Below are 21,448 nucleotides of genomic sequence, written 5' to 3' on the forward strand. Positions count from 1 at the left end.
ATGCTCGGTAATGTCTGGCTCAGGGGGCAGGGTTCGGCTATTGTTACATTCTTGGCCAGATCAGCAGACGGATAGGGGTGGGGTTGTAGGCATTACACGGATTATTCAATTGCGGACAATTTGAAATCAGTACCACCACATCCATTTCGGCGTGCATTTCCACATATTTGCCGGGCGCTGATACACCATCGGCAAACTCCAGATTACCTTCTTTAGTCACTGGAACATTCATGAAGAAATTGATGTTGGCGGGGATATCGCGCTTGCTCATACCGAGTCGTTCACACACCGGATCATGCGCCAAGGCATGCAGAAAATTATCCCGACAGCTGTGCATCGGGTATTTATCCAGCGCATAGCGAGTGGTATTGCTTTCGGCCGCGCAGGCACCGCCTACCGTATCATGTCGCCCGCAGGTATCCGCTGTAATGGTGAGCATGACATTACCGAAATTGGAATACAGCTTGCTGCCGGTTGTCAGATACAGACTATGTTGCCGGCATATGGTGTCGGATGCGCTGTAACGCTCCATTGCATCCTGTACATTGTAAAAAAGTGTATCGACTGCCTGATTTCCTTCAAGATCAACGATGCGGAATGTTTGCCCTTTTTTTATTTCCTTGACCCATGGCTCACCTGCAGCACAAATTTCATTGATAACGGCAAGATCGGGATTTAGTGTGCTTTTAACCAGATTTTTTGTGCTCATTTTTCACCTCCATAAGCATAAAGACGTCGGGTGTTTTCCAGTGCGCGTGCATTCTCCGCAATGTGGGCACATGCATTCTCTGCGGTAGAGGACGATGGGAATACCGCCAGATCAATCGCACCGGGGTGATAGGTTTCCGCCGGATCCAGTGGATGCGAGGCTGCGGATAGCACGATCAGTGTATCCATTACAAAAGCCAGATCCACATGGCCTCCTGCTTTGCTGTGATTTACATGAAATTGCAATTCTCCAGACAGGCCAGCAGTCACCTTGCTGAAAAAATTGATGTTGGGTACTACGTCACGCCTGCCCAACCCCCATTTTCCCAGCTCAATCAGCATGCCATCGAGTCCGCTGCGATACATATCGTTACGCAGTTCCTGATATCGGCCCAGGCCAAATTTCTGGCGTATCAGCCCGGCGTCACTCAGACCACAAACCGTATCGTTCCAGCCTGCAGTATCTTCAGTGATGCAACAAAAAACCCGTCCCATATCGGAATGGCAAGCATGGCCTTTGGTTAAGTGGAATGTATGCTGTGTTTTAAGCGTATCTGCCATGTTGTAACGCTCCAGTTTTTCTTCCATGTTGTAAAACAGAACGGCGGCATTGGCGCCTCCTGCCGCGTCTGTCAGGCGCAACGTGGTTCCTCGACGTACAATTCCCGACCAGTGACACCCGCCGGGAATATGTGTTTCCCAAAGATACCGAGCAATCTGATTCATACCTTCACTCCTCGTTACAGTGTGTTTTTATCAACCTGCTTCCGGATATCTCCCGGAGCAGTAATGTCCAAAACCTTTTTTATCGCACGCTTGTACCCTGTTTGCACATGCAATGTTGTTAGAATCAACAGGGTGCCCAACACCAGTGGTACCGCCCAGAGCTGCCACCAGCTTGCCCCCGGGGCGGCTATATAGTCGCGTGGCCAACCAATGTTGATCAGCTCGAATAGTGCCCAGACAAAAGCTACGATATTGATTGCCAATCCCCATTTCCCCAGTCGAAGCGCGCCCAATGCGGGATTCCACCGGCCAGTTAGCCGTGCATACAGACCAACGCCTGTTGTCATGGAAAACATGGCATATAACCCGCCCGTTCCGAAAGCAATAATGGTTGCAACTGCGCCATCATTCAGCCCAAAAAGCAGCCCGAGACTGGCCATAAGCACGGTTCCAGCGATTGCATTGCGCGGCAGTTGCGTTTTTCTTGTGACATGCGAAAAGAAGGTAGGCAGATTCCCTTCGCGCGCCATCGAGAAAACGATGCGTGCAGCGTAATTAACTACCGATGATCCACAGGAAAGAAAAGCTGTCATCACAATTATCAGAAATGGCTTGGCAGCCCAGACTCCGATGGTGCTGGCAATAATCGGTGAAATGGGGTCAGAAGTAGCACTGGATTCGATTAACGTAGCGTGACTAACCGACAACATCAATGCGGAAGAATTGAAAAGCACTATGCTGCCCACTGCCAACAGGGACAGGAAGATTGCACGTGGAATAATTCTCTCGGGGTTATGGGCCTCTTCAGCAATAGTGGAGCAGGAATCGAATCCGATAAATGCCCAGCCTGCAATGGCTAGTGCCGCCAGGAAAGCAGTTATGCTGGTAGGTGCCAGCCCCGTTCCCAAATGCTGGAACAATTCGGAAACGGGATTGATACGGAAGAAGAAAAACAGAATCAGTGCGACACATATCGAGCCCAATACTTCAGCACTGACCCCGAGTAAGTTGATTATCTTGTAAATTCGCTGGTTAACGATATTAACTAGTGTACAAATCAATAGGAACACACCGCCCCAGATAACTGCTGAGGCACCTTGTGTGTCTCCACCCATGACTACTGCAGAAAGCCACATCCCCCCTGTATAGGCAGTCGTGGTCAGCATCGCAATTACCGAGCTGACATAAATGATTCCCGCATACTGGCCTGTCTTTGGCCCTATCAAATGCCTGGACCATTTGTAGGCGCCACCGGCAATGGGAAATTGTGATGAAAGCTCGGCATAGACAGTTGCTACTGTAAGCTGCATGAATAGACTCAGAATAAGTGCGGCAATCCATCCTCCGCCTGTTACCTGATTCTCGACACCAAAAATAGCGTATAGCCCTACTACCGGTGATACGACCGAGAATCCCAGGGTGCAACAGTTCCAGACACTCATACAGCGACGAAGCTGTCCTGTTTCACGGGTGTTTCCGTATTCTGTTTCAGTTCCGTCAGCCGAACTGCTATCTGCTGCAGAAAATAAGTCTTTCTTTTCTACTGCTGTCATATAGTTCTTCTCTTGAAGGTTAAGGGCATTTTGTGCTGCTGGAAACAACAAAATTTACTGCTGGAAAATTAATTGCAGCTGCGGAAGCCCGCAACCTGGGAGTATCTGAACAGGGAAAACGGATATGTAACAGCGCCCCAACTGCTAAATAATAGCCAGCGGTTGATGCAAAAGGATAAATGAATGAAGGATTTGAATATTGAACAGAAGTACATGCGTGCGATAACTTTTCCATTGTGGGTTCCGGGAGTTAATGTAAAAACATAACCTCCCGGGCTTTTATCCCTCCGTGGAACCCCCTTGAAAGGGCCCGAAACCCTTGGACCAGTCGCTTCCCTTGGAAAGCCGGAACCCTAGTTTCGTAAAGCAACTGTACCTCTAATTATTTTGTTTACCGTGAGAATCCTGATTGGATTCAATCTTGACAAACAAGAACACAATCTCATTATATACATCAAGATTTTTGAAATACAAGAGAAATATTGTGATTTCAGCAAAGATTCGCTACTCTTGACGTTGTATTTTTGTTTCAACGAGCAGGACAAGGTTGCTGCCATGAATTTGTTGCCAGCTGCTTGAAATTACTTCGGGCTAGGGTTCCGGCTTTCCAAGGGAGGCGACTGGTCCGAGAGCCCGAGGCTTCTCCATAACGAAGCGCCACGGAGGGATAAAAGCCCGGGAGATTACATAATGCCAGGTGCATTATTGGTTCTAGTTATTTCCGACCGTCTGGAGATTTGTTATATGTATCGCCTGCTTTTTTACCTTTCTTTCCAGCTTTATTCCACACCTCCTGTTTTCTTTCCAACAACTCGTCCATTTACTTGATGATCAGGTGCTTTTAGATTGCCTTTATAGCACCGGTATTTATTTTTGCTGACATACCATGATATGGCTTGTTTAATCATATGGAGCCTACAGTAGGAGAACCTATGTTTACAAAAATTCTGATTGCCAATCGTGGCGCTATCACCTGCCGTATTATCCGCACATTACGCCGAATGGGAATCAGTAGCTTGGTGGTTTTTACCAAAGCTGATGCGTTATCACAACATGTGCTGGATGCCGATGAGAGTATTTGCATCGGCGAAGGACTGGCCAGTGAAAGCTATCTGCGTACCGATAAAATACTGGATGCTGCGTATCGGACAGGTGCCCAGGCAATCCATCCCGGGTATGGGTTTCTAAGCGAAAATGCCCAGTTTGCAGAACAATGTGCGACGCAAGGAATTTGTTTTCTGGGCCCCACACCCGAGCAGATGCGTATCTTTGGCCTGAAGCATACTGCCCGCATGCTTGCACAGCAGCTTGATGTGCCCATGCTGCCGGGTACCGGATTACTGGAAAGTATCGAAATAGCCTGTCAGGAAGCACTTCGGATTGGCTACCCGGTTATGCTGAAGAGTACGGCGGGGGGAGGTGGTATTGGCATGCGCTTGTGCCACAGCCAACAGGAACTGGTTGATGCATACGAATCCGTCAGGAATCTGGCACAAAGCAACTTTAGCAATGCCGGTTTGTTTCTGGAAAAATATATTGATCAAGCCCGTCATGTTGAAGTGCAGATTTTTGGTGATGGCCGGGGGAAAGTGATTGCGCTGGGAGAGCGCGATTGCTCCATGCAGCGGCGTAACCAGAAGGTAATCGAAGAAACCCCTGCGCCAGGCCTGTCGCCAGTAACTCGCACAGCGCTGCAGGAAACAGCCGTGCGCTTGGGTGAATCGGTTCAATACCAGTCTGCTGGCACAGTGGAGTATGTTTACGACGCCGCTGCCGATCAGTTTTATTTCCTGGAGGTTAATACCCGACTGCAGGTGGAACATGGTGTGACCGAGATGGTGACCGGCATTGATCTGGTTGAATGGATGATTCTGCTTGGTGCTAATGCATTACCGTCGCTGGAATCATTCAACATTCAACCACAGGGGACTTCCATTCAGGCGCGTGTATATGCGGAAAACCCGGCGAAAGATTTTCAGCCCTCCAGTGGTTTGTTGAGTGCAGTCGAATTTCCGGAAACTGCACGGATTGAGACCTGGGTGGCCGCAGGCTGCGAAGTATCGGCGTTCTATGATCCGATGCTGGCCAAAATCATCGTGCATGCTGCAGATCGCGATCAGGCCATTGATCGTTTAGTCGCCGCACTGGATAAAACCACCCTTTATGGCATTGAAACCAATCTGGATTACCTCAGACAGGTGTTATCCGGGACAGTATTTCGCAGCGGACAAGTCAGCACGCAATACCTTGCCGGGTTTCGCTACCAGCCTCATTCCATGGATGTGCTGAACGCTGGTGTGCAAACGACGGTACAGGATTATCCTGGCAGAACGGGTTATTGGAACGTAGGTGTGCCGCCTTCCGGACCGATGGACAGCCTGGCTTTTCGTTTGGCTAATCGGCTGGTCGGAAATCCGGATGGTGCTGCAGGACTGGAAATCACCCTGTCCGGGCCCACACTGCGCTTCAACTGTAACAGCCTCATTGCAGTATGCGGCGCTCCTATCAATGTTTGGTTGGATGACAAACCTCTGGCGCAATGGCAGTCACACTTCATCAAAGCGGGCTCGCTGTTAAAGTTTGGCAAAATCCGCCAGGCTGGTAGCCGCTCCTACCTGGCTATTCAAGGCGGAATTCAGGTGCCGGATTACCTAGGCAGTAAGTCTACCTTTACGCTGGGACAGTTCGGCGGACATGCCGGACGTGCGCTACGCACCGGGGATGTGCTGCATATTCGGTTTGCAGAAGAAGCTGAACCCAGCATATTGCCTGTCGAGTGTATTCCACATTACACCAACCATTGGGAAATTGGCGTGTTGTACGGCCCGCATGGCGCACCGGATTTCTTTACGGAAGCAGATATTGATATGTTTTTTACGACGGACTGGAAGGTGCACCACAATTCCAGCCGCACCGGCGTGCGTCTGATTGGTCCCAAGCCACAATGGGCGCGCAAGGATGGAGGGGAAGCCGGACTGCATCCATCGAATATCCATGACAATGCCTACGCGGTCGGCACGATTGATTTTACTGGTGATATGCCCATCATTCTTGGTCTGGATGGCCCTAGTTTAGGTGGATTTGTCTGTCCTGCCGTGATTGTACAGGCGGAATTATGGAAAATCGGCCAACTCAAACCAGGTGATAGTGTGCGCTTTTATCCGCTGACAGTGGAATATGCACTGCTGCTGGAACAGCAACAGGACAAGATGATTCAGGAACCGGATGCCTTTACACTCGCGGCGTCTGATATGCCTATGCTCCCGGTTGATCGAGGGAATCCTATATTACACCGGATTCCTGCAACTGACAGGCAGGTGCAGGTTGTTTACCGACAATCAGGAGACAAATATCTGTTGATTGAATATGGTGAAGCGGTACTCGATATCACATTGCATCTCCGCGCACACGCCTTGATGACCTGGCTGCAACAGCATATCGATCAAGGGAATTTGTCCGGAATTCTTGATATTACGCCCGGTATTCGCTCTTTACAGATCCATTTTGATTCGCGACTACTGGCGCGTGACCAGCTCCTGGACAGGCTCATTGCTGCCGAACAAGATTTGCCGGCCATTGACGATATGGAAATCCCCTCGCGTATCGTACATCTGCCACTCTCCTGGGATGACGCTGCTACAAGACTTGCGATTGAAAAGTACATGCAATCAGTCCGGCAAGATGCGCCCTGGTGCCCGAGCAATATTGAATTTATCCGACGCATCAACGGACTGGAGAATATTGATGAGGTCAAACGTATTGTTTTTGATGCCAGCTATCTGGTCCTGGGGCTAGGAGATGTTTATCTGGGTGCCCCGGTTGCCACACCGGTCGATCCACGTCATCGTCTCGTCACCACCAAATACAACCCGGCACGTACCTGGACGCCGGAAAATGCAGTCGGAATCGGAGGAGCCTATTTGTGTATTTATGGCATGGAGGGCCCGGGTGGATATCAGTTTGTCGGGAGAACGGTGCAGATGTGGAACCGTTATCGTCAAACGCGCGATTTTACTGCCGGCAAACCGTGGTTGCTGCGTTTTTTTGACCAGATCCGGTTTTATCCTGTTTCCGAGCATGAGCTGCTTGAATTACGTCAGGATTTTATTACGGGTCGCTTCACGCTGCGCACAGAGGATACGGTCTTCAGTCTGCGCGCTTATCAGGCATTTCTCCAGCAGCATGCAGATAGTATCAAGACATTCAAATCCCGGCAGCAAAAAGCGTTTGAGGCCGAGCGTGAATGCTGGCAGACAGAGAATATAAAGGATGATATTGGCGAAAATATGCTCGATAGCACTCACACAGAAAACGAGGTCAGCTTGTCGGATGGTGCGCACGCTGTCAGTTCGGATGTGACTGGCACCGTGTGGAAGCTGTTGATTGAAACCAGGCAATCAGTCAATATTGGAGATCCAATTATCGTCATTGAATCCATGAAGATGGAAATCACCCTGAGTGCGCCTGTCAGCGGGATCGTGCAACAAGTCAGCTGCAAGCAGGGAGATTATGTATGTTCCGGTCAGCTGTTGCTGATTGTTCAGGAGGAATAAGGGCTATTGAAGGGTGCGGTCAGCTTGAGCGTCAATTTCTGTCCAATAGAAAGCCGGTCGCTCCCCTTGTTCCACGAACGAACGGTGTTGATATCAATTCCGTAGCGTCTGGCAATCGCCTGAAGTGTATCTCCCTTTCTGACGGTGTATACGAAGTGTTCTGGCCGGGGAGACTTCGCTGATGTCTTGAGTAGGTTATGCGCCAGATAGGTTCTTTCCCTGATGCTGTTGCCGTCACGTGGCACCAGCAGTGTCTGCCCTTTTTTCAGCACTGCTCGCTCGGAGATACCATTGGTCTCGGCCAGTTTTGCAACCGGGATGCGATACCGATTGGATAAATCCTGCAAGGTATCTGCTGGCTGAGCCTGATAAACACGCCACGAAACCAGCGCTTTATCATAATTTTCAAGATTATCTACAAAAGTTTTGACCTTGGTGATGGGCAACAGCAAGGCGCGTGGAGATCCTTCTGCCTTGATGACGGGCCGGTGATACGCCGGATTCAAGGCATTAAATTCATTTTCTGAAATTCCGGCAAGCCTGGCGGCCAGTTGAACGTCGATCTGCTGGGTGATTGTAATTTGCTCGAAGTAAGGCCGGTTCGCGATGGGTTTCAGCTTGATGCCGTAACGGTTAGGATGGGCAATGATATTTCTGATGGCAATCAGCTTGGAGACATAGTTTCTGGTTTCGGAGGGAAGGTCGATCTGCTGGTAGCTGATTGATTTATTCCCACCATGATTTTCGTCAATCGCTTTTTTCAGAGACCCCTGGCCCCAATTGTATGCGGCCAGCGCCAACTTCCAGTTACCAAACATTTTGTGGAGCATCTGCAGGTAATCCAGCGCCGCCTGAGTGGCGGCGATAATATCGCGTCGTTCGTCATGCCACCAGTTTTGTTCCAGCCCAAATGCTTTTGCTGTCGAGGGGATAAATTGCCACAATCCTGCTGCATGTCTGTGGGAGTAGGCGTCCGGGTCAAAAGCGCTTTCAATGATCGGCAGTAACGCAATCTCGGCCGGCATATGTCGTCGCTCCACTTCTTCGATGATATAAAACAGATAGCGCTGACTGCGTTCAACGACATGATCTATAAACCGCTGGTTTTTACTGAAATTACTTTCGTGGAGTCGAACTTCCTGGCTTTGTGTATTGGTCAGAGAGAATCCAGCCCGTACGCGCATCCATAGATCATCTTGCTGTTTGTGTAATGGTGCCTGATACGGCTTTGTTTCCAGAACGGTAATACCGTTATTTTTTTCTAAAGATCTATCGGCTTGCGCCGTAACAGGAGAAAACGTTAATACTATTGCGGCAATCAATGCCAGTAAGGTATTCGATTTTGTCTTCATCCGGAATAAAACGAACGGTTCACTCGCATAATTTTTTTCTGAAAATAAAAAAGGCTGGTCACCTCTATTTTTGAATTTTAAAGTGAACCAGCCGGCCCGTCCAATATTCTACACCATTTTTCAATCAGCAATCGATTGATCAGTATTTCAATCCCAGCTTAATACGCCTCCCGTCTGGTATTCAATTACACGAGTTTCAAAGAAGTTTTTTTCTTTTTTCAAATCAACCATTTCTGACATCCACGGAAAAGGATTGCCTGCTTCGGGAAATAATGGATCAAGCCCGATCTGATGGCTACGGCGATTGATAATGAAGCGCAGATATTCCTTGAACATGGGTGCATTCAATCCCAGTACGCCGCGCGGCATGGTATCTTCCGCGTAACGGTACTCCAGCTCCACCGCCTTGCGCATGAGTGCACTGATTTCTTCCCGAAACTCGCGCGTCCATAAATGTGGATTTTCCAGCTTTATCTGGTTGATAACATCAATGCCAAAATTACAATGCATGGATTCATCACGCAGGATGTACTGATACTGCTCAGCAGCCCCGGTCATCTTGTTTTGCCGGCCAAGGGACAGAATCTGCACAAATCCAACATAGAAAAACAGCCCTTCCATAATGCAGGCAAACACAATCAGACTTTTTAGCAGCTGCTGATCAGTTTCCAGCGTGCCTGTCTGAAACGTGGGATTCGTCAATGTGTCGATGAAGGGAATCAGAAATTCGTCCTTGTCACGAATCGATTTGATTTCATGATAGGCATTAAAGATTTCGCCTTCATCCAGGCCAATCGATTCGACAATATATTGATAAGCGTGCGTGTGGATTGCTTCCTCAAAAGCCTGACGCAATAAATACTGGCGGCATTCGGGATTGGTAATGTGCCGGTAGGTTCCCAGCACGATATTGTTGGCCGCCAGTGAATCAGCCGTGACGAAAAAACCGAGGTTACGCTTGACGATACGGCGCTCGTCCTCAGTCAACCCATTGGGATCTTTCCACAGGGCAATATCACGCGTCATGTTGATTTCTTGCGGCATCCAGTGGTTGGCACAGGCTGACAGATATTTTTCCCATGCCCATTTGTATTTAAATGGCACCAGCTGATTAACATCCGCCTTGCAATTAATAATGCGCTTGTCTTCTACGGAAACCCGGCGATGATTTTCTGCTGATATTTCTTCGTGCAGCCCTTGCTGTTCAGCAGTTGTTTTTTGTGTGGGGACGCTTGCTGGGATATTTCTCGGCTGAAATACTTCATCTTCAAAATTCAACATCCTTTTATTCCTCTTTATATTTTTGAATTATCTGGGGAAATTTTTCAATACTTACTGACACGCTTCACATTCAGGATCGTCGATCGCGCACTGTTTTGTGGCGGAATGGATTTGCCCTGAGCTGTCCGTATGCCCATTTTGCTGTGCAGGGACCGCGTTCAGCGTGCCGGTATGCACTGTTGATTTTTCTGCAGTGGTCGCCCCCATGGCGCGCAGATAATAGGTTGTCTTGAGACCACGCAACCAAGCCAATCGATATAAATCATCCATTTTCTTACCGGAAGCACCTGACATATAAAGATTGAGGGATTGCGCCTGATCAATCCATTTTTGTCTTCTGGCAGCTGCTTCAACCAGCCATCGGGGATCGATCTCAAATGCGGTAGCGTAAAGAGCACGCAGATTTTCAGGAATCCGGTCGATCTTGCTGGCAGCGCCATCGTAGTGTTTGAGATCTGCGATCATGACTTCATCCCATAAATCCTGCTTCTTGAGGTCATTAACCAGCGATTGATTGACGACCGTAAATTCGCCGGAAAGATTGGATTTAACATATAGATTCTGGTAGGTGGGTTCGATGCTGGCCGAAACACCAATAATATTGGAGATTGTCGCAGTGGGTGCAATCGCCAGGCAATTGGAATTGCGCATGCCGTATTGCTTGATCCGCTCACGTAATGGGGTCCAATCTAGCGTGGATGAGGTATCAACCTCCACATGGCCACCACGTTCCTCCTGCAACAACGCCAGCGAATCCTGTGGCAGGATGCCGCGCTCCCACAAACTGCCGTGATAGGTGGCATAGGTGCCGCGCTCTTCAGCCAGTTCAGTAGATGCCCAGTAGGTGTGATAGGCAACTGCTTCCATTGAACTATCAGCAAATTCAACCGCTTCGCGGGATGCATAGGAAATCCCTAGTTTATGCAGGCAATCCTGAAATCCCATGATGCCCAGCCCGACCGGCCGATGGCGTAAATTGGCATTGCGCGCTTTTGCTACTGCGTAAAAATTGATATCGATCACATTGTCCAGCATGCGCATGGCCGTGGCGACTGTCTGCTTGAGCTTAGTCAGATCCAGTTTGCCATCCACAATATGTGCCGGCAAATTAATCGATCCCAGGTTGCATACGGCAATTTCCTTTTCATTGGTATTCAGCGTAATCTCGGTACACAGGTTGGAGCTGTGTACGACGCCAACATGATTTTGTGGCGAGCGGATATTGCATGGATCCTTGAACGTGATCCACGGATGGCCGGTTTCAAACAGCATCGTCAGCATCTTGCGCCACAGTTGCCGGGCCGGGATACGTTTATGCAGCGCCAATCTGCCCTGCGTCGCCTGCTCTTCATAGGCAATATAGGCTTCTTCAAATGCCTTGCCATATTTCTCGTGCAGATCCGGTGTGTCGGAAGGTGAAAACAGCGTCCATTCCTGATCTTCCAGCATACGCTTCATGAACAGATCCGGTACCCAGACAGCGGTATTCATGTCATGCGTCCGCCGTCGATCATCACCAGTATTTTTGCGTAACTCCAGAAATTCTTCGATATCAAGATGCCAGGTTTCCAGGTAGGCACAGACTGCGCCTTTGCGCTTGCCGCCTTGGTTAACGGCCACTGCTGTATCCGAAACCACCTTGAGAAAAGGTACCACGCCCTGCGATTTGCCGTTAGTGCCCTTGATGCGCGCTCCCATTGCCCGGACCGGTGTCCAGTCATTACCCAGCCCGCCCGCGAACTTGGACAGCAAGGCATTCTCCTTGATGGCTTCGTAGATACCATCAAGACTGTCCGGCACCGTGCTCAGATAGCATGAGGATAGCTGCGAGCGTCGTGTGCCAGAGTTAAACAATGTTGGCGTTGAACTCATGAAATCAAATGTCGACAGCAGATGATAAAACTCGATAGCACGCGCCTCACGATCAATTTCATTCAGCGCCAGTCCCATGGCAACACGCATGAAGAATGCCTGGGGCAGCTCGATACGCCGTTCGGAAATATGCAAAAAATACCGGTCATACAGGGTTTGCAAGCCGAGGTAGCCAAATTGCAGATCACGATCTGCCATCAGTGTTTCTGACAACCGTGCCAGATCAAACTGGCCCAGACGCTCATCCAGCAGCCCGGCCTCCATCCCCTGTCGGATAAAACCTGGAAAATAATCGGCATAGCGTGACTGCATGGCCTCATGGGAAACATCTTCACCCAGAACTTCATGGCGAATGTTGTCCAGCAGCAGCCTGGCTGTCACAAAGCTATAGGCAGGTTCTTTTTCGATCAAGGCGCGCGCAGATAAAATGGCGGATTTCCTGACTTCTTCCGCAGGCACGCCATCATATAAATCTCTCAGCATTGCCTTGACGATCAACCCTGCATTGACGACATTCCCCAGATGCTGGCAGGCCGATTCAATGCGTGCTGTCAGTCGGGATGGATCCAGCGGAATTCTTTGTCCATTTTCCACAATATGCAACACCGCTGCCTGGGTAGAAGTCGGCTGCTCTTTCTGCTGCCTTGCCCGTTCCCGCGCCCGCTCCTCACGGTACAGCACATAGGCGCGCGCAACGTCATGATCACCCGAGCGCATCAGCGCCAGCTCTACCTGATCCTGAATATCCTCGATATGAAACGTGCCTCCTCCCGGGCGGCGGCGAGTCAGCGCATGCACCACTTCGCCGGTCAGCTGTGCCACGATCTCACGCATACTGGAGGAAGCCGCACTTTGTCCGCCTCGTACCGCAATAAACGCCTTGGTCATCGCGATGGAAATTTTGCCCGGCTCAAATGCCACTACAGCACCATTGCGGCGGATCACTTTATATTGGGAATAATCCTGCCGGGTTGCTGGCGAATCGGTCATCTCTCCCAGAAAATTTTTCTGGAGAATAGAGGAGGATGAAGGGGCGTCTGTAGCGAGCTGCATGATCAATTTCTCCTGTTCAATCCGGGCGTACTGCTGATTGAAAAAATGACTAAAAACAAGTAATTGCAATGAAAATGACGATAACCGTCAAATAGCTTGAACCACAATATATTGTGGTATGAATGGTTAAATAATGGTACCTGTTGTGCATGCCGATTGTCAACAGCAGATGATGCCGTATTAGAGGCTATGGTTTCCGGGAAGAGTTCCCTATAATCAAAAGATCACTATCCGAGAAGGTTTACCATGCATTCAAGTCAGTGGAAACTGCTTTCAAGCAGACGTTTTTTACCCTTTTTTGTTACCCAGTTTCTGGGTGCATTCAATGACAATGTTTTCAAGAATGCACTGGTGATCCTGATTACCTATGCCGCTATGGACAACGCGGGCCTGAGCCCACAGATCATGGTTACGCTGGCGGCCGGTATTTTCATCCTGCCATTTTTCATTTTTTCTGCGCTTGCCGGTCAACTGGCGGATAAATGGGACAAGGCAAGGCTGATCCGCTATGTCAAATTCGTCGAAATCATTCTGATGGGGGGGGCTGCTACAGGATTTTATCTGGACAGCGTACTGTTTCTGCTGGGGATATTGTTTCTGATGGGCGCTCAGTCTGCTTTCTTCGGTCCGTTAAAATACAGCATCCTGCCAGATCAGTTGCGTGAAGATGAGCTAATTGGCGGTAATGCGCTGGTTAGTGCGGGAACATTTATTGCCATCCTGCTCGGTACAATCATAGGGGGATTACTTATTCTGGCTGAACAAGGGGGATGGATTGTATCGGCTATCGTAATCAGCGTGGCATTGGCAGGCTGGTTATTCAGCCTGTTTATTCCCCCGGTTCAACCGGCTGCTGCAGATACAACAGTCAGTTGGCATCTCCTCCAAGACACGCGCACAATCATTCAGCAAGCTCGGCAGAACAGCACAGTGTTTCACGCCATTCTCGGGATATCGTGGTTCTGGCTGTTTGGTGCTACGTTTTTGTCGCAGTTTCCCACCTTCGCCAAGGAAATTATCGGTGGAAACGAACAGGTTGTTACGCTGTTCTTAACGCTCTTTTCAGTGGGGATCGGTATCGGTGCACTGCTGTGCGACAAGTTGCTCAAGGGGAAAGTGGCTGCCACTTATGTGCCTTTGGGTGTACTGGGCATGACGTTCTTCACCGTCGATTTATATTTTGCCAGTGTTGCTGTCGTCCCCGCATCAGATCAGGAATTCATCGGTGCCCTGAGTTTTCTGGAATCATTCGCCCACTGGCGAATTCTGCTGGATTTGCTGGTCATCTCAATCAGTGGCGGGCTTTACATTGTGCCGCTGTATGCCATTGTACAAAACTACGCAGAAGCTTCTCAGCGATCGCGCGCCATTGCTGCCAATAACATCATGAATGCGCTATTCATGGTGGTTTCTGCACTGGGAATCAGTGTGATGCTGGCACTGGATTTTACTGTTCCCGAGGTATTCCTGACGATCGCGTTGCTCAATGGTCTGGTGGCAATCTACATTGCAAAATTGTTGCCGTATGAATTGGCCAGATCCATTTTGCATTGGATCTTTCATACCTTTTACCGTCTGAAGATCAATGGGCTGGAACATTATCAGCAGGCGGGAGAAAGGGTATTGATCGTTGCCAATCACCTGTCATTCCTGGATGCCGCACTGCTGAGCGTATGTTTTCCTGAGCGCCTGTGTTTTGCCATCAATTCTGATATTGCCCGGAAATGGTGGGTTCGGCCATTCCTGTTTCTGGCGGATACGGTGACGGTGGATCCGATCAATCCCCTTTCCACACGCCTGCTGATCAAACGAGTCAGAAACGGTGAAAGAGTGGTGATTTTTCCGGAGGGTCGAATGACAATGACTGGAGCGCTCATGAAAATCTACGAAGGCCCAGCCATGATTGCAGATAAAGTCGATGCAAAATTGCTTCCAGTTAGCCTGTCAGGCCCACAATACACGCCTTTTTCCAGATTGAAAGGCAAAGTGAGAATACGCTGGTTTCCCAGGATCACCATCACCGTCATGCCGCCAGAAAACTTTAATCTGCCGGACTCAATCCGTGGCAGGCGCCGCCGCCGAACAGCCGGGCTAAAGCTATACGACATCATGGCCACCACTGTCTTTCAGAGCAATGCCATGCAGCAAACCCTATTTCAGTCTCTGCTCGACGCTGCTGCTACACATGGCGGAAAACATACCATCGCAGAAGATGTTGAACGTCATCCGCTGAATTATTCGCAACTGATCACCCGCAGCTTCATACTGGGTGCTATTTTGCGCCACCGTACGCATGCGCAAGAAAACGTGGGGATCATGCTGCCCAATATGGTGAGCAACCTGATTTGCTTTTTTTCACTACATGCTTTCGGGCGTGTGCCCGCTATGCTGAATTTTTCTGCCAGCTCCAGAAATCTGGTGATGGCTTGCCGGATTGCACAAATCCGGACAGTCATTACTGCACGCAAATTTATCGAAGTGGCAAAACTGAGCAGGCAGATCGACAGTCTGAAAGCACAGCAGATCCATCTGATTTATCTGGAAGATCTGCCGCACCAGGTGCACTGGTGGCACAAGCTGATGGGACTGGTGGCAGGCTGGCTACCCGGAATAAGTTATCGTCTGACGGATTCCCGGCGCGATCCGGATGCACCGGCTGTGGTTCTGTTTACTTCCGGCTCCGAAGATACGCCCAAGGGGGTTGTACTCAGCCATACCAATCTACAGGCAAATCGCTTTCAGGTATCTGCCCGGATTGATTTCGGCCCGAGCGATCTGGTATTCAATGCCTTGCCGATCTTTCATTCTTTTGGCTTGACGGGTGGCACATTGCTGCCAGTGTTGTCCGGTATCCGGGTCTTTTTGTATCCATCACCGCTGCATTACCGGATCATTCCCGAGCTGATCTACGATACCAACGCCACCCTGATGTTTGGCACAGATACCTTTCTTGCTGGCTATGCGCGCTATGCCAATGCTTACGATTTTTACAGCATTCGTTATGTATTCGCCGGTGCTGAAAAATTGCGGGAAAGCACACGCAGACTATGGTCGGAAAATTTTGGTGTACGTATTTTTGAAGGCTACGGCACGACGGAGACTGCCCCTATCCTCAGTTTAAATACGCCGATGCATAACCATCCCGGCTCAGTGGGTCGCCTGTTGCCAGGTATTCACAGCAGACTGGAACCGGTTGCGGGAATCAGCCAGGGTGGCAGATTGCTGGTATCTGGCCCGAATGTGATGCTGGGCTATTATCTGGCCGCCAATCCCGGCATGATCGTACCGCCCGCCGAAGGCTGGCATGATACAGGCGACATCGTTGAAATCAACGAGGAAGGTTATGTTTTCATTAAGGGGCGCGCCAAACGGTTTGCCAAAATTGGTGGAGAAATGATCTCGTTGACAGCGGTGGAGGAAGCCATCAATCGGCTGTGGCCAGGTTATGGTCATGCCGTAATCCAGCGTCCTGATGCGAAAAAAGGTGAGCAGATTGTGCTGATTACCACCCGCCAGCAAGCAGATCGAAGTGAAATCATCACTTATTTCAGCAAAAATGATCTGGGCGAACTGGGAATCCCACAGAACATTTTGTACATTGACAAACTGCCGTTACTGGCGACGGGTAAAATCGATTATGTACTGTTGCACGAATGGGTGCAGCAGCCAGGCACAAGCCCTGGTTAGAGATTTATTGATAAAACAGATCATCCTTTCATTATGCGGTACGCCCGGATCGTCGGGAATATAGCTGTTTTATAGCGAATCATGCTATGAACAACAGATATCTGGCCAATTATGGCCGTACTACCTGCTCTTCCGGCAAGTGCTATTTGTTTCAGCTTGTTTGAGCGCTATAATCAGCGGCTTGAAAAAATCCTGGCCGGACAGAGTGCAGCCAGCGTTGCTTGCTTACAGTGCTGTACAGCAACGAAATGAAGGCTTGGCAACGTGACCGGCGACACGCCTTCCTGTCTATTTACATGCTACAAAAGTTACATAGCAAGCGGATAACGAATTTCGTGCTGCAAAAAGCTTGCTGGTTCTGCTGACCAAGTAAAAGAAAAGGGAGTTATATCCATGAATACTATGATTACCGTTACATCCATGCCATCTACCGTTAAGCGCAGTGCAATGGGTTTGCATTTGATTGGTGATTTATACGGTTGTTCATGCGATGAACGCTTGATGCTGGATGCTGATTTTCTGGAAACGTTCTGCAAGCAATGCGTAACTGCAGCTGGTTTAACCATCGTTGGCAGTCTTTTCCACAGTTTTGGCGAAGGAGGCGGTGTGACTGGTGTAGTGGTACTGGCAGAATCCCATTTATCCATTCACACCTGGCCGGAATCCGGTTATGTGACCCTGGATGTGTATGTCTGTAACTATTCATCCGACAATCGCCCCAAAGCACAGCAACTGTTCGACAGCATTCTGGAAGCCTTCAATCCGGCTGATCCGCATCTGCACCGGGTTGAGCGTGCGTGATGGAAGAATCCGGCAATGCTTATAAAGCGCGTTATGTAGCAGAGCGTCTGAGCCCGGATTTTGGTTTTTATCTGCGTGCAAGCCGACAACTGGCAAAGGTAAACTCAGCCTGGCAAAAAATTGAGATTTTTGAGAATCCACTGTTTGGCCGGGTGATGCGCATCGATGGCTGTTTCATGACCTCGGAGCGTGATGAATTTTTTTATCATGAACCCATGGTGCATTTGCCTGCCATCAGCCATGGTGCACCGCGCCACGCCCTGATTGTTGGTGGTGGCGATGGCGGCGCGGCAGAAGAGTTACTCAAATATCCCGGGGTGCAGCGCCTGGTACTGGCTGAACTGGATGGTGAGGTGATCCGGATGGCGCGAGAATGGTTGCCAACTATTCATCGCGGGGCATTTGATGATCCGCGCCTGGAGCTGCTCCTGGGCGATGCGCTGCCTTTTATTGAAAGTAGCGTTGAACGCTTCGATCAGATCATTCTCGACTTGACCGACCCGTTCGGGCCAGCAACCGATCTTTACACAGTTGAATTTTATCGTGCCTGCCAAAAGCTGTTGAATCCCGGTGGGGTAATTTCGCTGCATATCGGATCACCCATTCATTTGCAGATACCCATGGCAAGAATTGCCGCTTCGTTACGGAAAGTGTTTGCCATCGTTCGGCCCTATTTGCAGTATGTCCCGCTCTACGGCACGTTATGGTGTATGGCCATGGCTTCCGACACGACTGATCCTCTACTTCTGAGCTCAGAAGAAGTTAATGCACGTCTAGATAAACAGGGATTGCAGGATTTGCAGCTCTACAACGGAGCGACTCACCATGCCCTGCTCGCACAACCTAATTTTGTACGCGAGATCCTGCAGCGACCGGTTAAATTAATTCACCGGGGTGAAATACTTGAAGGAATCAACGACCCCGAATCGTTGCCTGGCGTTACCGTCATCCCGGACTGAACATACTGGACGTGCTGTATATCGCTACCAGCGGCAGTAACAGAATCATTTTTTGCTGTTTTTCGCAGGCGGAGTGTGCTTCACCCTCTGCATAGCCGTCAGGTAAGCAATAATTTCTTCCAAAACTTTCTCTCGCTCCGGTATTTCTGCAGCTAGCGCCGGCATGGTCGTGTTGTAGCGTAGACTGGCCGGATCATCAATCCAGCGTTTCAGGTATTCTGGTTTGAAGTATTCGGTTACGCTGATGGGATAATTTAATTCAGGCGCTTTCCCTCCTCCTTGCCCGTTGATGGTATGGCACGCCATGCAATATTTGCGGAAATGTAAAAAACCACGTTTGACCTCAGCAGAAACACGCGCTGGAGGAAACATTCCCGGGAAACGGGTGGCAAAAGCAGCGAGCTCAATGCCAATGATCTGATACGGCATATCGGCAGCGCCTTCTGCAAGCAGGATGGGGAATTTCAGGTTGTCCCATACCAGATAAACCGGCCCCAATTCCACCACTTCATGATTTTGCAGTGTGTTATCCAGTATAAAAGGGGAACCATCTGCGCTGGCAACAGCAAGATAGGCGTCATAAGTGAGAAACTTCGCAACCGGAATACTGGGCTGATAGCCATCTTTGCAGCTAAAAACAATCTCGTCCGCAGCTCTCCAGCCTTGTCCAAAAATCTGATCCAAAACGGGCCGCACAGGATAAGCCTTATATTGACGTTCCCTATGCTCGTGCACTTCAAAAACATTCAATATTGTCCGCCTGGTAAAGGTATCGAGCTCCTCTGGTTTTAGCGATTGGACGATGCTATCCTGATTTTTGAATTTGATGAGGGTATCCATTGCATCAGCTTGTGCATGCGCCGGATGGATAAGGCCGATCATCAAACACACACTCAGTATCAAGCATCTGCAATAGAGCATAATGCGAATATGTTGATTGCAATACCGATTAAGAAAATGTTTGGGATCTTGTTCCATTTATTCAACCAGAAATCCGTTTGTCTGCCGGGTCCACAATTGGGTGTAGGCGCCATTGGCAGCCAGCAGTTCGGCATGGCTGCCGTCTTCAATAATACGCCCGTGGCGGAACACCAGAATGCGATCCAGGTGTGCGATGGTGGAAAGGCGGTGAGCGACTACGATAACGGTTTTGTTTTGCATGAGTGTATCCAGGCTGTTCTGGATGGCTTGTTCGGTCACCGAATCCAGGCTGGAAGTGGCCTCATCCATGATCAGAATCGGCGCATTTTTTACGATCACCCGGGCGATGGAGATACGCTGCCGCTGGCCACCAGAGAGCTTTACACCACGCTCGCCCACCAGTGATTCATACTGGCTGGGCATGCGCTCGATAAATTCATGCGCATCTGCGCCGCGTGCCGCCAGTTCAATTTCTTCCTGGTTGGCATCAGGGCGACCATAACGGATGTTCTCCAGCAGTGTGCGGTGAAACAGTCCCGGATCTTGCGGAATCAGGCTGATTTGTGCATGCAGGGATTGCTGGGTAATGTTCCGGATATCCTGGCCATCAATCAGAATACTGCCTTGCTGGGGATCGTACAGCCGCAAAATCAGGTTCAGCAAGGTAGATTTACCGGAACCGGAATATCCCACCAGCCCAACACGCTGCCCGCCTTCAATCCGCAAATTGAGATTTTCAAATACCGGGCTGCCAGGAACATAACTGAAATTGACATCACGCAATTCAATACAACCCTGGGTAACCTGCAGTGGTTTTGCTCCGGGGGAATCGGTAATTTCGTGTTCGCGCACGATGGTATACACCCCATTGGTGATATTACCGATGTATTCAAACAGATCAATAAAACGACGACTGATGTTGCGCACTTCATTGATGATCAGCAATGAAAGGCTGATGCTCATCACAAAATCAGCAACTGATATTTGATCCTGCTGCCACAGCCATAGCGCAAACAGCAATGTCCCCACTTTGAGAATCAGCGCTAGCGAATATTGAAACCAGAGGATTCTCTCGTTGGACCAGAGCCAGCGTCGCGCCGCAGTAATTTCATTATTCAGAAAATTTTTCAGATAACTGCGCTCGAAGCCCAGCATGGCAAACAATCGCACACTGGCAAGATTGGTAACGGCATCTACCACTTTGCCAATTGTAATACTGCGTGCCTCGGCCGATTTATGCGCCAATGGCCGGCAACGTCGCGCCAGCCGGTAAGAAACACTCAGAAAGAGTAATGCCCATACCAGCGTAAACAAGGCCAGCGGTATGCTGGCATACCACAGCAGAGCAACTGATACCGTCAGTGTGACGACAATCGGCAGAAAATCAAATACCAGCGTCCACAATGTCATGTTAACGCTGGTGGAAGTTTCTGAAATACGGCTGGCCAGCGCACCGGCAAAATTGTTGCTGAGAAAACGATGCGAATGATGTTGCAGGTATGCATACAGCTCGCTGGTTACCTGTGCACGCAAACGCGGGGCAACAACAATCCGGCAAGAGGCGCTGGCACGGCTGAACAGCACTTCACTCAAGTTAAGCACGATGTAAAGCCCGAGTGGGAAGGCAACGGCGGTAAAGATCTGTTCCCGCACATTGATCGCATCCGTTACCCCGCCGACAATCTGTCCGATGGCATACGGCGTCAGAATACCGCTGGCCGAAGAACCGATTTCCAACAGCACAACCAGCGCACACCAGCCGGTGTAATGCCTGAAAAAATGCAGCAGAAAAGGAATCGGTTCGCCCGGCAACGCTGGTGCATGCGGGGAAAAGTGGGTTTCATTCATCAGAAACGACAGGAAAAGAGTATTTGGGCCTCATGGTAATAAGATATGAGGCTTGTACAACTGACAAAGCAAGATGGCGATGTACAGATGCAGTGATCAAACCAACTGACACGTTAGGGTCAGTGTGTGGAAGA

The 21,448-nt window shown here is 49.7% G+C and carries 12 protein-coding genes and 2 riboswitches; of the genes, 4 read left to right on the forward strand and 8 right to left on the reverse strand.

The genetic code is table 11. The features are described 5' to 3' along the window. Window positions 1-43: 43 nt before the first annotated feature. Genes ACZ5EJ_RS11340 through ACZ5EJ_RS11350 form a run of 3 tightly spaced genes read right to left on the reverse strand, consistent with a single transcriptional unit; the run spans window position 44 to window position 2,987 of the window. Window positions 44-709 (reverse strand): urea amidolyase associated protein UAAP2, encoded by a 666-nt coding sequence (locus ACZ5EJ_RS11340; protein ID WP_464557101.1) that lies wholly within the window; start codon window positions 707-709, stop codon window positions 44-46. After that, on the reverse strand, window positions 706-1,434 hold the full coding sequence (locus tag ACZ5EJ_RS11345) for an urea amidolyase associated protein UAAP1 (RefSeq protein WP_464557102.1): 729 nt from the start codon (window positions 1,432-1,434) through the stop codon (window positions 706-708). Before ACZ5EJ_RS11345 ends, ACZ5EJ_RS11340 begins: the two co-directional genes overlap by 4 nt. Window positions 1,435-1,448: 14 nt before the next feature. Further along, the gene (locus tag ACZ5EJ_RS11350; RefSeq protein WP_464557104.1) at window positions 1,449-2,987 is read right to left on the reverse strand and encodes an APC family permease; all 1,539 of its coding nucleotides are present in this window, start codon (window positions 2,985-2,987) and stop codon (window positions 1,449-1,451) included. 266 nt (window positions 2,988-3,253) lie between these two features. Next, a riboswitch (guanidine-I (ykkC/yxkD leader) is annotated at window positions 3,254-3,355 on the reverse strand. Window positions 3,356-3,567: 212 nt separating this feature from the next. After that, window positions 3,568-3,671, forward strand: a riboswitch (guanidine-I (ykkC/yxkD leader). Between the two features lie 248 nt (window positions 3,672-3,919). Between ACZ5EJ_RS11350 and uca the strand changes: the two genes are divergently transcribed. After that, on the forward strand, window positions 3,920-7,540 hold the full coding sequence (uca, locus tag ACZ5EJ_RS11355) for an urea carboxylase (RefSeq protein WP_074456057.1): 3,621 nt from the start codon (window positions 3,920-3,922) through the stop codon (window positions 7,538-7,540). On the opposite strand, the gene ACZ5EJ_RS11360 is transcribed toward uca, so the two are convergent. The 3 genes from ACZ5EJ_RS11360 to ACZ5EJ_RS11370 all read right to left on the reverse strand — a co-directional run bounded on the left by ACZ5EJ_RS11360 (window position 7,528) and on the right by ACZ5EJ_RS11370 (window position 13,098). Then, on the reverse strand, window positions 7,528-8,892 hold the full coding sequence (locus ACZ5EJ_RS11360; protein WP_464557105.1) for a transglycosylase SLT domain-containing protein: 1,365 nt from the start codon (window positions 8,890-8,892) through the stop codon (window positions 7,528-7,530). The genes uca and ACZ5EJ_RS11360 overlap by 13 nt on opposite strands. A gap of 147 nt (window positions 8,893-9,039) precedes the next feature. Further along, on the reverse strand, window positions 9,040-10,173 hold the full coding sequence (locus tag ACZ5EJ_RS11365) for a ribonucleotide-diphosphate reductase subunit beta (protein WP_011635437.1): 1,134 nt from the start codon (window positions 10,171-10,173) through the stop codon (window positions 9,040-9,042). A 51-nt stretch (window positions 10,174-10,224) separates the two neighbouring features. Beyond that, window positions 10,225-13,098 (reverse strand): ribonucleoside-diphosphate reductase subunit alpha, encoded by a 2,874-nt coding sequence (locus ACZ5EJ_RS11370; RefSeq protein WP_143032847.1) that lies wholly within the window; start codon window positions 13,096-13,098, stop codon window positions 10,225-10,227. Window positions 13,099-13,344: 246 nt separating this feature from the next. Between ACZ5EJ_RS11370 and ACZ5EJ_RS11375 the strand changes: the two genes are divergently transcribed. From ACZ5EJ_RS11375 to speE, 3 genes are all read left to right on the forward strand, one after another. Then, window positions 13,345-16,785, forward strand: coding sequence for an acyl-[ACP]--phospholipid O-acyltransferase (locus ACZ5EJ_RS11375; protein ID WP_464557107.1), 3,441 nt, complete (start codon window positions 13,345-13,347; stop codon window positions 16,783-16,785). 393 nt (window positions 16,786-17,178) lie between these two features. Then, window positions 17,179-17,586, forward strand: a complete 408-nt coding sequence (gene speD, locus ACZ5EJ_RS11380) for an adenosylmethionine decarboxylase (RefSeq protein WP_011635434.1) — start codon at window positions 17,179-17,181, stop codon at window positions 17,584-17,586. After that, a complete protein-coding gene (gene speE / locus ACZ5EJ_RS11385) occupies window positions 17,586-18,545 on the forward strand; it encodes a polyamine aminopropyltransferase (protein WP_074684983.1) in 960 nt (319 codons plus the stop codon). The genes speD and speE overlap by 1 nt, the downstream gene beginning before the upstream one ends. A 45-nt stretch (window positions 18,546-18,590) precedes the next feature. On the opposite strand, the gene ACZ5EJ_RS11390 is transcribed toward speE, so the two are convergent. Together ACZ5EJ_RS11390 and ACZ5EJ_RS11395 are read right to left on the reverse strand one after the other, a co-directional pair. After that, the gene (locus ACZ5EJ_RS11390; protein WP_464557108.1) at window positions 18,591-19,427 is read right to left on the reverse strand and encodes a c-type cytochrome; all 837 of its coding nucleotides are present in this window, start codon (window positions 19,425-19,427) and stop codon (window positions 18,591-18,593) included. Window positions 19,428-19,523: 96 nt separating this feature from the next. Beyond that, a complete protein-coding gene (locus ACZ5EJ_RS11395) occupies window positions 19,524-21,314 on the reverse strand; it encodes an ABC transporter ATP-binding protein (protein WP_464557110.1) in 1,791 nt (596 codons plus the stop codon). Window positions 21,315-21,448: the final 134 nt, after the last annotated feature.

It is taken from the genome of Nitrosomonas sp. TNE100 (genome assembly GCF_055387135.1).